Origin of the sequence: Muribacter muris, from assembly GCF_001038205.1 — a bacterium.
Lineage (GTDB): Bacteria > Pseudomonadota > Gammaproteobacteria > Enterobacterales > Pasteurellaceae > Muribacter > Muribacter muris.
Genome location: NZ_JWIZ01000003.1, coordinates 47898 through 61049 on the forward strand (window position 1 = coordinate 47898; position 13152 = coordinate 61049).

Below are 13152 nucleotides of genomic sequence, written 5' to 3' on the forward strand. Positions count from 1 at the left end.
AGGGAGAAATGAGGCAAAATATGATTGGATTTTATACGCTGGCAATGAAGGAAGCAAAACGGGTGCTGCGGATTTGGCGACAAACCTTAGTCCCGCCGATCATTACGACATTGCTCTATTTCTTGATTTTTGGGACATTGATCGGTCATCGTATCGGGGAAATGAACGGTGTGAATTATATGCAGTTTATCGCCCCGGGGCTGATAATGATGTCTGCGATTACGGCGGCGTATAATAATACTGCGTCCTCGTTTTTCCTTAGTAAATTTGTGCGCAATATTGAAGAATTGCTCGTTTCGCCGCTTTCAACTCACATTATTATTTGGGGCTATGTGGCGGGCAGTTTGGTGAGAGGCGGGTTGGTCGGCATCTTGGTTACCCTTGTCGCCCTCTGTTTTGTTTCTTACGAGATCTATTCTTGGGCAGTGATTGTACTGACGATGCTGATGACGATTATTGCCTTTGCCTTGGGCGGTTTAATCAACGCGATTTTTGCGAAAACCTTTGATGATATCGGCACAATCCCCACCTTTGTGCTAACGCCGTTAACCTATCTTGGCGGGGTATTTTACTCGATTAGCCTACTGCCGCCGTTTTGGCAAAGTGTCTCTCAGTTTAACCCGATTGTGTATATGATCAGCGGTTTCCGTTACGGCTTTTTAGGGACGGCGGATGTCTCTATCTACTATACTTTCGGCGTATTGGCTGGGTTTGTGCTGGGGCTTTATCTTATCGCCTATACCTTGATTGAAAAAGGGGTAGGGCTACGCAGCTAAACAAGCGGTCGGTTTAGCGGGAAAATTTGCGAATAATATCGCAGTTTGACCAAAAACGATTTTAATCAACTTCTAGGGACAAACTGAAATCCTACAAATTGATATTCCGAAGCGGTTAGGTACACGCAGTAAGTCTGTTTCATCACCTCTTAGAACGGAGTGATGTTATGACGGACACAAGCGTGGTGTTGTTAAATGCTACCGTAGTATAAATTTGGACAAGGAAAAGAACCGTCAGGCGATAGGAAAATATACCGCCCGACGTGTTATTGGTTTATCCGTTCGCTCTTGAAACGGCTAACGGTGCAAAAGTTTGGGCGGTAGGCATCACTTCAATGCGGTTAATATTAACGTGCGGCGGCTGTTGATTGAGCCAAAGCACAATATTAGCAATATCCTGCGGGGTAACATACTGCACATTTTCATAGACTTTAGCCGCTTTTTCGTCATCGCCTTTAAAGCGGATATTGGAAAATTCCGTGCCGCCGCATAGACCCGGTTCGACATTACTTACCCGAATAGCCGTTCCCGCCAAATCCGCCCTTAAATTAAGGCTAAACTGCTTGACGAAGGCTTTCGTACCGCCGTAAACATTCCCGCCGGGGTAGGCGTAGCTGCCAGCAATCGAACCGAGATTGATGATATGTCCGCTATTTTTCGCCACCATTTCCGGCAGGATAAAGCGGGTAATGGCGACTAAGCCTTTGATGTTGGTGTCGATCATTGTTGTCCAATCGTCAAGATTGGCTTGATCCGCCCGTTCCAATCCTAATGCCAAGCCGGCATTATTCACCAATAAATCAACCGCTTGCCAGCTTTGCGGACGGGCAGCGAGCTGTTTTTCGGTCTCTGTGAGGTCTTGCACATCAAATGCAAGCGGTAGAAATCGGTCGCCGAATTGCAATTTTAATTCATTGAGACGCTCGGTGCGTCTGCCCGTGCCGATCACTTGGTAGCCGGCTTCAATTAAAGTTTTACAAATGGCTAAGCCGAAACCGGCGGTTGCGCCTGTTACTAATGCGGTTTTCATCGTGTTTCTCCTCTTAAGATAATGCTTTGTAGGCTAAGGATACCATTAATAGTCCCACGGTGATCACTAAAATTTTCTTAATAATTTCACCGTTAGAACGAATAGCGTGTAAGCTGCCGAAATGATTGCCGAGTAAATTGGCGATAATCATCGGAATACCAATCAGAAAAGCCATTTTGCCGGCAATTAAAAAGGAGACAAAAGCACCGATATTTGAGGCAAAATTAAAGATCTTCGAGGTTGCCGAGGCTTGTAGCAGGCTTAATTTATTGATGATAAACAACGCAATAATGAAAATACTGCCTGTGCCCGGCCCGAAAAAGCCGTCGTAAAAGCCCACAATTAAGCAGGTAATAAACACTGCTAACGCAGATTCTTTAATTTCGTTTGTTTGCGGATTGCCGGCAAGCAATTTACCTTTAAACAAGGTCGCAGCCAAGCCGAGCGGCAAAAACGCAAAAATAATATAATTGATGATGTGGGTCGGCAGCATCAAAATGACTTCTGCCCCTAAATAAGCGCCCAATAAGGCGGAGGCTATGCCAATCGGCACAATTTTCCAAATGATCGCACTACTTTTCATAAAGTTTTTGATGGCGGCAATCGTGCCGAGGGTACTGACCAATTTCTCCTGCCCTAATGCAAGCTGGGGCGGCAGCCCCACCATCAAAAATGCCGGAATTAAGATCAGCCCTGCACCACCGGCAATCGCATCAATATAACCGGCGATCAGTGAAGCCAAAATCAATAGGCATAGCCCGATGTAAAAATAGTCGGGCGATAATGCTGCCTTCAATAAAAGTTTGTGTCATTTTCTCCCCTTGTCTTAACAATTTTGTTACAATGGAAGTATAGGCGGTCATTAGATAAAATAAAAGTGAAAGATTTTCAATCGACTATGAATTTCGTTCATATTGAAGAATGACGAATTTTTAGTGATTTTGATTTTCAAAATCTATCAATTAAAAGTAAATCAATCGAGATATTTTATTAGATTGATAGATTGAGAAATGTTTCGGCACGCTTATAATAGCCGCCGTAGTTTTACCTATCTATTTGTTGGAGGAATGACTTATGTCAACGAAATGCCCTTTTGATCACAAAACTTTAACATCGGCAGCCGGTGCGCCGGTGGTGGATAACGACAATACAATGTCGGCAGGTCCGCGTGGTCCTTTACTTTTACAAGACGTCTGGTTTCAAGAGAAATTAGCCCACTTTGCCCGTGAGCGTATCCCTGAGCGTGTGGTTCACGCTAAAGGTTCGGCAGCTTACGGTACTTTCACCGTAACACAAGATATTACCCAATACACCAAAGCGGCGGTATTTAAACCGGGTACGCAAACTGAAGTGTTATTACGCTTTTCAACCGTAGCGGGTGAACGTGGTGCGGCAGATGCAGAGCGTGATGTACGCGGTTTCTCATTAAAGTTCTATACCTCTCAAGGTAACTGGGACTTAGTGGGTAACAACACACCGGTATTCTTTATCCGTGATCCGTTAAAATTCCCTGATTTTATTCATACTCAAAAACGTAACCCGCAAACCAACTTGCGTGATGCGAATGCTGCGTGGGATTTCTGGTCTCGCCACCCTGAGTCAATGCACCAAATTATGACATTGTTCTCTGACCGTGGTATTCCGCAAACATTGCGTCATATGAACGGTTACGGTAGCCATACTTACAGCTTTGTAAACGATAACAACGAACGTTTCTGGGTGAAATTCCATTTCAAAACCCAACAAGGCCACAAATTCTACACCAACGAAGAAGCGGCAAAAGTAGTGGGTGAAAACCGTGAATCCAGCCAACAAGATTTATACGAAGCGATTGAGCGTGGCGAATTCCCACGTTGGACAGTCCAAGTCCAAATTATGCCGGAAGCAGATGCGCATAAACACAACTATGCGTTTGACTTAACGAAAGTATGGCCGCACGGTGATTACCCGTTAATCGAAGTGGGTGTATTAGAGTTAAACCGCAACCCGCAAAACTACTTTGCTGAAGTTGAACAAGCGGCATTTGCGCCAAGCAACATCGTTCCGGGGATCGGTTTCTCACCAGACCGTATGTTACAAGGTCGTCTGTTCTCTTACCAAGATGCACAGCGTTACCGTTTAGGCGTGAACCACCACCAAATTCCGGTGAACGCACCAAAATGCCCGTACCACACGACTCACCGTGACGGTGCAATGCGTGTAGATCACAACGGCGGTGAAAACCCGAACTATGCACCGAACCGTTTTGACACATACGTTCCGACCCACGATCAATTACCACTTCAAATTGAGCGTGAAGCGGCGCACTTCAACTTCCGTGAGTACGATGAAGATTATTACTCACAACCGGCTACGTTATACAATATCTTCACACCGGAACAAAAAGACCGTTTAGCAGGTAACTTTGCTGCTGGTTTATCAGGTGTAACCGTACCGGAAATTGTGGAAAGACAATTAGCTCACTTTGAAAAAGTCAGCACCGAATTAGCAAACGCCATTCGTCAGAAACTTGCTAAATAGCAATTTCAGACATATTTTCTCCTTGTCCTAAGGCGTTTGCTATATCCAAGCCCTATCGGCATTAGTCGATAGGGCTTTCTTGATCGAATTGATGACCAAAGTTATTCAACAAGCGGTGCGTTATACGGTATTTTTTGCGATATGATACCACTACGACATCAAATTGATTTTTAAAGAGGAAAAATGGAATACCGCTATTATATTACCTTTGCGATTGTGGTGATTATCCTACAAGGGCTGGTTTATACCTTCTCTCGTACGCAAGCGTGGCTGTTTAATTTCGGCAAAACGGCACGACGTGTTAATCTTGTCCTGAATTATCTCGTGATCAACGGTTTAATTCTGCTGCATTTCACCACTCAAATAACATTATTTCGCCCGTTGGCATTGTTACTCGTCATCTTATGGTTCGCACTGTTAAGCCGCCTTGCCACCCAGTTATTGTCTTGGTTCGCTAAGCGTTGGATTGAACCGCAACGTCTTAACCGTTACTTAAAAGGCGGCTATTGCATTTTATTTATCGCCCTGATCGGCACGAGTGTGTATAACGCCTATGTTCCCAATGTCGTGCATTATGATATTGAATTGGATAAACCGATCGCTCCGATGAAGATCGGCGTTGCCAGCGATTTACATCTCGGCAAATTAGTCGGTCGCCGCCAGCTTGACAAATTAGCCACGATCTTTGAACGGGAAAAGGTCGATCTGATTTTGCTACCGGGGGATATTATGGACGATAATGTGGAAGCCTACCTTGCCGAAAATATGCAACTGTCCCTCAAGAAATTAAATGCCCCGTTGGGGGTTTATGCTACCCTCGGCAATCACGATCTTTTCGGACAGCAAGCGGCGATTGCAGAGCAAATCCACCAAGCCGGTATTCATTTATTGGCGGATCAAGCGGTCGTTTTACCGCAAAAATTTGCGATTATCGGGCGTAACGACGATTTAGTCGCAAATCGCCCGACGGCTGCCGAATTATTGGCAAACCTCGATTCGACCCTGCCGATTTTGCTGCTCGACCACCGTCCGAGCGAAATTGAGCAGCACGCCAAACTACCCATTGATTTACAAGTGTCGGGGCATACTCATCGAGGGCAGATTTTTCCGGCAAATTTGATCACCGCCTTACTTTATCCCCTTGATTACGGCTACCAAAAAATCGGACAAGGGCATTATGTGGTTACGTCCGGTTACGGCTTTTGGGGAATCCCAATGCGGCTCGGCTCGCAAGCGGAAGTGGTGATTATCCATCTGAAAGGGCGGTCGCTAACCGCTCAGTAATCTTCTCATAAAGTAAAAAGAGAGATATATAGAAATGCCTCTCTTTTTTTAGTTTTTCATTGCTACACTTCCCTCAATGTAAGGGAAGTGGGGCTACGCTTTACACATAAAATGTCAGAGACCATCTCGCTTATCGGATTTTCACCATCTGATGATCTTGAAACTGTTGGTACAGGCTGCGTAGCGGCGTGCCGTCCGGTAAGATTAAATCGGGATTGAGTTCGTAGAGCGGCACGATGACAAATTCACGGTTTGTCATATCGTAGTGCGGCACGGTTAAACGTTCGCTGCTGATTTGCTCATTGCCGTAAAGCAAAATATCCAGATCCAAGGTACGCTCTCCCCAACGGCGTAAGCGTACCCGCCCTTGTTCATTCTCAATCTGTTGTAGGCGATCCAACAGCGCTAAAGCGGTGAGTTCCGTGTCAAATTTTGCAACGGCATTGACATAATCGGGTTGATCTTGAGGGCCTAGCGGTTTGCTACCGTAAAAGGCACTGACGCTCATTTCCTTTGCAAATTTTTGGAGCGAAACAACCGCTTGTTCCAACTGTGCAACAGGATTTGCCAAGTTTGAGCCGAGGGCAATATAAACGCTAGGCATCAGTTTTCTCCCCGTGTCGATTTTTTCGCGCGTGAAAAGCGGCGGCGGGGTTTGCGTTTACGCTTCGGTTGCTCTTCACTTGGCGGAGTTCTCACATTTTGCAGAATATCGTGGCGTTGGTTATCGTTACTGAATTGAAACTCGTGCCACCACGCACTTAATTCCACTAAATCGCCGCCCTCAATTTCCGCCCGCATCACCAGTAAATCGAAACCGGCACGGAATTTGATGTGAGCAAGGGTTTGTTTTGCCCGTTTTTCCGTGCGTTTCGGGAATTGGAATTGTAACGCCCAAATATCTCGAATAACGGCGGTATGACGGCGGTGCAGTGCAACGGCACGATTACTTTCCGCCAAAATATCGTTAGCCGCCAGCATCATTGCATCATAGCTGTTTAAGCCGCCTTCGTTTTTCAGTTCGTCAATTTTTTCCCGCAGGGGATACCAAAGTAGCGCGGCGAATAAAAAGGCGGGATTGACCCGTAGGTTATCCCGGATACGCTCGTCCGTTGAGTTTAACGCTTTGGCGATCATTTTCTCGCTTTGTGAGTCGTTCCGCTCGGTAAAATAAGGGGCGAGTACCGGAAAAAGTTGTTCAAACAAGCCGTACTGACGCAGTAATTGGTAGGTTTTAAAGCCGCAGCCGGATTGCAGTAATTTTAACGATTCATCAAATAGCCGTGCCGGCGGAATTGCTTTTAGCAAGTGTGCCATTTGGCGAATTGGTGCATCGCTGCTTTTTTCCAAAAACATATCCAATTTTGCCATAAAGCGTATGGCACGCAACATTCTGACCGGATCTTCTTGATAGCGGACAACAGGATCGCCGATCAGGGACAGTTTGCCAGCACGCAGATCCCTGATGCCGTTGAAAAAGTCGAAGATCAGTTGGCGTTTGACATCAAAGTAGAGCGCATTAACGCTGAAATCCCGCCGTTCCGCATCTTCCCGCATTGTGCCGTACACATTATCCCGCAACAACATTCCCGTTTCACTGGTTTTGGACATTCTGTCATTGCTGTTGCGGTGATGTTCGGCACGGAAAGTAGCGACTTCGTAAATCTCCCGCCCATAGACAATATGAGCAAGGCGGAAACGGCGACCAATAATGCGACATTGGCGACCGAAAATCTTTTGGATCTCTTCCGGACGAGCATTGGTAGCAATATCAAAATCTTTGGCGGGCTTGCCTAACAATAAATCACGAATACAGCCGCCGACAATGTAGGCTTGATAGCCGTGATTGAGTAATTTATTGACAATGTTGATCGCATTTTGCGGAAAATGTTTCAGGGAGATGCCGTAATCCGCCGCATTAACCGTAAATTGCTGATGTAGAATATGCGGAGGAGTATGTGCCGCTTTTTTACTATTTTTCTTTGGCGCGACACTGCTATCCCGTTTCGGCGCAGTCTGAACAAGCGGCTTGCCCGATTTTTGAGGGGAAATCGGCTCTGCAAGCGGTAGGTTTTTCTCTTTTTTTTGCCGAGAAAAAAAGGATTTAATGTAGTTTAAAATAATACACCTCGTATAAAGTAACAATGGACAATGAAATTCATTGTCCATATCTGTTTGTTTAAGCCGGGAAATTAACCGCCCATCTGCTTTTCACGAATTTCGGCAAGAGTTTTGCAATCTACGCACAACTCGGCGGTTGGGCGGGCTTCTAAGCGTTTCAGACCGATTTCAATCCCGCAGGCATCGCAGTAGCCGTAATCGCCTTCGTCTAATTTAATCAGGGTCTGTTCAATGCGTTTGAGCAGTTTCCGTTCACGATCACGGTTGCGTAACTCTAAGCTAAATTCTTCCTCTTGAGTGGCACGGTCGGCAGGATCGGCAAAATTGGTAATATCATCTTGCATCTGGCTTTTGGTACGTTCCGCTTCTTCCATAATTTGTGCGTGCCACGCTTTGAGAATTTTACGAAAATGCGCTTCTTGTGCTTCGTTCATATACTCTTCGTCCTTACCGAGTTGGTAAGGGGTTACCCCGGCAAGGGTCAATAAGCTTAAAGAAGTGGTTTTTGCCACTGTCATAATTCACTCCGTTTTGGTTTCCCTAACTGCCGATCACGATTTCCCCGAGTTGCCAAAGGGCATTTTGCAAAAATGTTGACAAAAGCGACCGCGTGATGAAAGAGTATTGCGGGCGATTTTGCCAACTTGGGTGATGCTGCTAAATTTAGGGGCTGTTTTTAGGGGCGTATAAATAACAAAAGAAAAGCCCTTTGGCAAATAAATTTGCAAAAATACGCCGACTTTTTCAGCAAATAACCGAGCCGTGTGCTATTTGCTGTTCGCTAACACTAAACGCAGTTGGACGGCACTTGGCGTAACAATCGGCAAAAATGCCGCTTCACGCCAACGGCGTGCGAAACTTAACCCGCCGTGTTTGAGGTAGCCTCGTCCGCCGCCGGTTTGCAGTTCCAGTAATACACTTTGAGCGACCACATCAACAATGTCTATCCGTAATTGGAACAGGGCTTTCGGGTGGCGAATAAAGTAATCTTTTTCCGCCAATCCCTGTGCTAATTGTTGCTCAATCTCCGCTAGGCGTTGGCTGACGGTTTGCCATTCTTGCTGTAAGACGGCTCGGTTTGATGCCAGCGTTGCGGCAACTTCTGCTAAGCAACGCTTAGCAAGCCCGAACGGCATTCCGCACTGTAAGCCTAAAAAAGCGGGGCGAATTTGTGCGAGATAGTGATTTGCGTCTGATGAGATTATCCAATCGGGATTTAGTTCCACATTCTCAAAGGTTAATGCAGCGGTATTGCTGCCTTGCAGTGCGATAAATTCCAGATCATCGCTGCGACTCAAGCCGTCTGCTTCAGAGGGGATGGTCAAGATAACCGATTGATTGCTGCCTTCGACCGCGGCTGCAAAAATAGCAACGAAACGCCCCGCTTGCAAGTTGGTTACCCAAGGCAGTCGCCCGTTTAAAACTTTTTTACCGCCCCGTTCGGAAAGGGTAACTTGCAACTCTTCCACGCCGGAGAGGAATTTGACCGCATTAGACAACCCTGTGCCGCCGGCGCGTTTACCGCTTAGCAATTCCGCCAGCCATAATTGGCGGGGGATCGGATTAGCGGAGGCAATCAGATTTTCGATCAGCGTGCGGTGTCCCCAACTGATGAAAGCGGCGGTTAGGGAGTATTGGGCAAGGGCTTCAATGCCTTGAATTGCATTGAAAATTGATTTACCGTCGCCGCCAAATTCGGCGGGTACACCTAAGCGGAAAATGCCTTCATTAGCGATTTTGGTGAGTAACTCGGCACTGTGTTGATTAGATTGATCGAGAGTGTCTGCGTGTTTTGCCAGCCAGTCGGTGAAATTTGCTGAAAGTAATGACATTGTGTGTTCCTTCTTCTCAATAGTGGGATAGCCCTATCCTAGATGAGTTTTTTATAGCATTGAAATAGATAATAGTATTTTGATATTTCAAAATGCTATTAAAAAGATTTACAGGCGGACGCTATCGCAAACGTTTGCTTGGTGGTATAATTTCGACCGGTTTTTATTTGATTGAGGTTTTTTCTGTGACAACACAACTAAGTTATAAAGATGCTGGCGTAGATATCCACGCAGGAAACGAATTGGTCGAGCGTATCAAAGAGGATGTAAAACGCACGCGCCGTCCGGAAGTAATGGGTGGATTAGGTGGCTTTGGTGCGTTATGTGCCTTACCAACCAAATATAAAGAGCCGATTCTTGTATCTGGTACGGACGGTGTCGGCACGAAATTACGCTTGGCGATCGATCTCAACAAACACGACACAATCGGCATTGATTTAGTCGCAATGTGTGTGAACGATTTGGTTGTGCAAGGCGCAGAACCTTTATTTTTCTTAGATTATTACGCAACCGGTAAATTAGATGTTGAAGTGGCAAGCTCGGTGATTAAGGGGATTGCCAACGGTTGTGAACAGTCAGGTTGTGCGCTAGTCGGCGGTGAAACGGCGGAAATGCCGGGAATGTATCACGCGGGCGATTACGATTTAGCCGGTTTCTGTGTCGGCGTGGTGGAAAAAGCCGATATTATTGACGGCTCTGCCGTGAAAGTGGGCGATACGCTGATTGCACTTGGTTCAAGCGGGCCACACTCTAACGGCTATTCATTGATCCGTAAAGTGCTGGAGGTTAGCGGAGCAAATGCTAACGATGAGTTAGCTGGCAAACCGCTCAGCGAGCATTTGCTTGCACCGACCAAAATTTATGTGAAATCGGTCCTTCAACTGATCAAACAAGTGGATGTTCACGCCATTGCCCATTTAACCGGTGGTGGCTTCTGGGAAAATATTCCACGGGTATTACCGCCGAATGTGAAAGCGGTCATCAACGAAGCGAGCTGGGAGTGGGCGCCTGCATTTAAGTGGTTGCAAGAGAAGGGCAATATCAGCCGTTATGAAATGTACCGCACCTTTAACTGCGGTGTGGGAATGGTGATTGCCCTGCCGGAAAGTGATGTGGAAACGGCGTTAGCGGTGTTAAAACAAGCCGGCGAAGAGGCTTGGGTGATCGGTAAGATTGAAAACCGCACCGAAGGTGCAGAGCAGGTTGAAATCCTCTAAAATTTAACGCATAACAGTCTATCCCCCCTGCTTATAGGGGGGTATTTTTTGGAATAAATATGAAAAATATTGTGGTGATGATTTCGGGCAGCGGCACGAATTTACAAAAAATCATTGAGGCGCAGCAAGCCGGTAATATAAACGGCAGAATTTGTGCGGTCATTTCCAATAAAGCGGACGCTTACGGTTTGGTACGGGCAGAACAAGCAGGTATTCCAACGTTTGTGTTTGAGAGGAAAGCCTTCGACAGTAATCAGGCAATGGATAGGGCGATTGCCGAGCAATTAACCCGGATCGATGCGGATTTGATTGTGTTGGCGGGCTATATGAAAATTCTCACTGCCGAATTTACTCGCCGTTTTGCCGGTAAAATTATCAATATCCACCCGTCATTATTGCCGAAATATGCTGGTTTACACACCCACGAACGGGCAATGGCAGCTGGTGATCGTGAGCACGGTATGAGCATTCATTTTGTGAATGAGGAAGTGGACGGCGGAGCAATTATTTTGCAGGCGAAAGTGCCGATTTACCCCGATGATGCGCTAGATGAGGTGATTCAACGGGTGTATGAGCAAGAGCATCGCTGCTATCCTCTCGTCGTACAATGGTTTTGTGCCGATCGTCTGCATTTGGAGAACGGCAAAGCCTATTTGGATAATCAACCTCTTGGGCCGCAAGGCTATGCGATAGAATAATTGAGACAAGCGGTCGTTTAATCTCTCTTATTTGCAAAATGCCCTTTGTGTCCCAAAGGGCTTTATCATAAAAAAAACTAATCTGAAAACGCAATTTATATCGCCCACCCTGATTTTAAAAATATGATCTAGATCGCATTTTTCTGCGCCGCTTCTCTGTATGATCCGCCCCGTTATTGTTTAACAAACAGAGTAGGAAAAAATTATGAGCAATACACGTCTTGAAGTGGATTTATTAGGTGAACGAGAAGTACCGAATGAGGCTTATTGGGGCATTCATACCTTACGGGCGATCGAAAATTTTAATATCTCAAACAATACGATTTCTGATGTGCCGGAGTTTGTGCGGGGAATGGTGATGGTGAAAAAAGCCACCGCACTTGCCAACGGCGAATTAGGAGCGATTCCGAAAAAAATTGCCAAAGCGATTGTGCAAGCCTGTGATGAAATTCTTGTTAACGGGCGTTGTATGGATCAGTTCCCGTCCGATGTGTATCAAGGCGGGGCGGGGACATCCGTCAATATGAATACGAACGAAGTGGTGGCAAATTTAGCCCTCGAAATCTTAGGGCATAAAAAAGGTGAATACCAATATTTAGACCCGATGGATCACGTTAATGCCAGCCAATCAACCAACGATGCTTACCCGACAGGCTTCCGCATTGCCGTGTACAACAGTGTGATGCAGTTGATTAGCAAGGTGCTTTATTTACAACAAGGCTTTGAAAATAAAGCGGCGGAGTTTGCCCAAATCTTAAAAATGGGGCGTACCCAGTTACAAGATGCCGTGCCGATGACACTGGGGCAAGAATTTAAGGCTTTCTCGGTACTACTTGATGAAGAGGTGAAAAATCTCAAACGGACTGCCGAATTACTGTTAGAAGTCAATCTTGGAGCGACTGCGATCGGCACGGGGCTCAACACCCCGGAAGGTTATGCGCCTTTGGCGGTAAAATACCTCTCGGAAGTAACTCAACTGCCGTGTGTATTATCTGAAAATTTGATTGAAGCCACATCAGATTGCGGCGCTTATGTGATGGTGCACGGCGCATTAAAACGCACAGCGGTAAAACTGTCTAAAGTGTGTAACGATTTGCGTCTGTTATCGTCAGGGCCGAGAGCCGGTTTGAACGAAATCAACCTACCGGAATTGCAAGCAGGGTCGTCCATTATGCCGGCGAAAGTGAACCCGGTTGTGCCGGAAGTGGTCAATCAAGTGTGCTTTAAAGTGATCGGTAATGATACGGCGATCACCTTTGCGGCAGAAGCCGGTCAGTTACAACTGAATGTAATGGAACCTGTTATCGGTCAGGCAATGTTTGAATCCATTGACATTTTAGCCAATGCCTGTGTGAATTTGCGTGATAAATGTATTGACGGCATTACGGCGAATAAGGACGTGTGCGAAAGCTATGTGTTTAATTCAATCGGTATCGTAACCTACCTCAACCCGTTTATCGGGCATCATAACGGCGATATTGTCGGCAAAATTTGTGCAACAACAGGGAAAGGTGTGAAAGAGGTTGTACTTGAGAGAGGGTTGCTCACCGAAGAACAATTAGATGATATTCTGTCCGTTGAAAATCTGATGAACCCGAAATATAAAGCGAAGCGGTTTGAAGACGAGTAAGATGATTTCATAAACAAAGGGTTAAGATATTTTTCTTAACCCTT

The 13152-nt window shown here is 46.0% G+C and carries 12 protein-coding genes; 6 read left to right on the forward strand and 6 right to left on the reverse strand.

Annotation, left to right across the window (positions count from 1 at the left end; translation table 11 throughout):
• Positions 1 to 20 precede the first annotated feature (20 nt).
• Positions 21 to 776, forward strand: coding sequence for an ABC transporter permease (locus RO21_RS00865; protein ID WP_047975910.1), 756 nt, complete (start codon positions 21 to 23; stop codon positions 774 to 776).
• A 274-nt stretch (positions 777 to 1050) separates the two neighbouring features.
• On the opposite strand, the gene RO21_RS00870 is transcribed toward RO21_RS00865, so the two are convergent.
• Positions 1051 to 1806, reverse strand: coding sequence for an SDR family oxidoreductase (locus RO21_RS00870; protein WP_047975911.1), 756 nt, complete (start codon positions 1804 to 1806; stop codon positions 1051 to 1053).
• A gap of 13 nt (positions 1807 to 1819) precedes the next feature.
• The gene (locus RO21_RS00875) at positions 1820 to 2602 is read right to left on the reverse strand and encodes a sulfite exporter TauE/SafE family protein (RefSeq protein ID WP_047975912.1); all 783 of its coding nucleotides are present in this window, start codon (positions 2600 to 2602) and stop codon (positions 1820 to 1822) included.
• Positions 2603 to 2880: 278 nt separating this feature from the next.
• On the opposite strand from RO21_RS00875, the gene RO21_RS00880 reads away from it, so the two are divergent.
• Positions 2881 to 4326 carry a catalase gene (locus RO21_RS00880; RefSeq protein WP_047975913.1) on the forward strand — a complete coding sequence of 482 codons (1446 nt, stop codon included), beginning with the start codon at positions 2881 to 2883 and terminating at the stop codon, positions 4324 to 4326.
• Positions 4327 to 4509: 183 nt separating this feature from the next.
• A complete protein-coding gene (locus RO21_RS00885) occupies positions 4510 to 5610 on the forward strand; it encodes a metallophosphoesterase (protein ID WP_047975914.1) in 1101 nt (366 codons plus the stop codon).
• Positions 5611 to 5740: 130 nt separating this feature from the next.
• Here the strand turns inward: RO21_RS00885 and folK are convergent, their stop codons facing one another.
• The 4 genes from folK to RO21_RS00905 all read right to left on the reverse strand — a co-directional run bounded on the left by folK (position 5741) and on the right by RO21_RS00905 (position 9563).
• Positions 5741 to 6214: a 2-amino-4-hydroxy-6-hydroxymethyldihydropteridine diphosphokinase gene (gene folK, locus RO21_RS00890; RefSeq protein WP_047975915.1), complete on the reverse strand. Its 474-nt coding sequence runs from the start codon at positions 6212 to 6214 to the stop codon at positions 5741 to 5743.
• Complete coding sequence (gene pcnB, locus RO21_RS00895) at positions 6214 to 7779, reverse strand: polynucleotide adenylyltransferase PcnB (RefSeq protein ID WP_084724223.1); 1566 nt, start codon at positions 7777 to 7779, stop codon at positions 6214 to 6216. The genes folK and pcnB overlap by 1 nt, the downstream gene beginning before the upstream one ends.
• A 23-nt stretch (positions 7780 to 7802) precedes the next feature.
• Positions 7803 to 8249, reverse strand: coding sequence for an RNA polymerase-binding protein DksA (gene dksA / locus RO21_RS00900; protein WP_047975916.1), 447 nt, complete (start codon positions 8247 to 8249; stop codon positions 7803 to 7805).
• A 249-nt stretch (positions 8250 to 8498) separates the two neighbouring features.
• The gene (locus tag RO21_RS00905; protein ID WP_047975917.1) at positions 8499 to 9563 is read right to left on the reverse strand and encodes an acyl-CoA dehydrogenase family protein; all 1065 of its coding nucleotides are present in this window, start codon (positions 9561 to 9563) and stop codon (positions 8499 to 8501) included.
• Between the two features lie 185 nt (positions 9564 to 9748).
• Here RO21_RS00905 and purM point away from each other — a divergent pair, with 185 nt between their 5' ends.
• The 3 genes from purM to aspA all read left to right on the forward strand — a co-directional run bounded on the left by purM (position 9749) and on the right by aspA (position 13108).
• Positions 9749 to 10780 (forward strand): phosphoribosylformylglycinamidine cyclo-ligase, encoded by a 1032-nt coding sequence (gene purM / locus RO21_RS00910; protein WP_047975963.1) that lies wholly within the window; start codon positions 9749 to 9751, stop codon positions 10778 to 10780.
• A gap of 59 nt (positions 10781 to 10839) precedes the next feature.
• Positions 10840 to 11478, forward strand: coding sequence for a phosphoribosylglycinamide formyltransferase (purN, locus tag RO21_RS00915; RefSeq protein WP_047975918.1), 639 nt, complete (start codon positions 10840 to 10842; stop codon positions 11476 to 11478).
• Between the two features lie 205 nt (positions 11479 to 11683).
• Entirely contained in the window at positions 11684 to 13108 is a 1425-nt protein-coding gene (aspA, locus tag RO21_RS00920; protein WP_047975919.1) for an aspartate ammonia-lyase, read from the forward strand.
• The last annotated feature ends 44 nt before the right edge of the window (positions 13109 to 13152 follow it).

Coding starts and splice junctions, on each gene's coding strand:
- folK (WP_047975915.1), bottom strand. CDS start 6,214: ATGCCTAGCGTTTATATTGCCCTCGGCTCAAACTTGGCAAATCCTGTT.
- aspA (WP_047975919.1), top strand. CDS start 11,684: ATGAGCAATACACGTCTTGAAGTGGATTTATTAGGTGAACGAGAAGTA.
- pcnB (WP_084724223.1), bottom strand. CDS start 7,779: ATGGACAATGAATTTCATTGTCCATTGTTACTTTATACGAGGTGTATT.
- RO21_RS00885 (WP_047975914.1), top strand. CDS start 4,510: ATGGAATACCGCTATTATATTACCTTTGCGATTGTGGTGATTATCCTA.
- RO21_RS00870 (WP_047975911.1), bottom strand. CDS start 1,806: ATGAAAACCGCATTAGTAACAGGCGCAACCGCCGGTTTCGGCTTAGCC.
- dksA (WP_047975916.1), bottom strand. CDS start 8,249: ATGACAGTGGCAAAAACCACTTCTTTAAGCTTATTGACCCTTGCCGGG.
- RO21_RS00905 (WP_047975917.1), bottom strand. CDS start 9,563: ATGTCATTACTTTCAGCAAATTTCACCGACTGGCTGGCAAAACACGCA.
- RO21_RS00865 (WP_047975910.1), top strand. CDS start 21: ATGATTGGATTTTATACGCTGGCAATGAAGGAAGCAAAACGGGTGCTG.
- RO21_RS00880 (WP_047975913.1), top strand. CDS start 2,881: ATGTCAACGAAATGCCCTTTTGATCACAAAACTTTAACATCGGCAGCC.
- purN (WP_047975918.1), top strand. CDS start 10,840: ATGAAAAATATTGTGGTGATGATTTCGGGCAGCGGCACGAATTTACAA.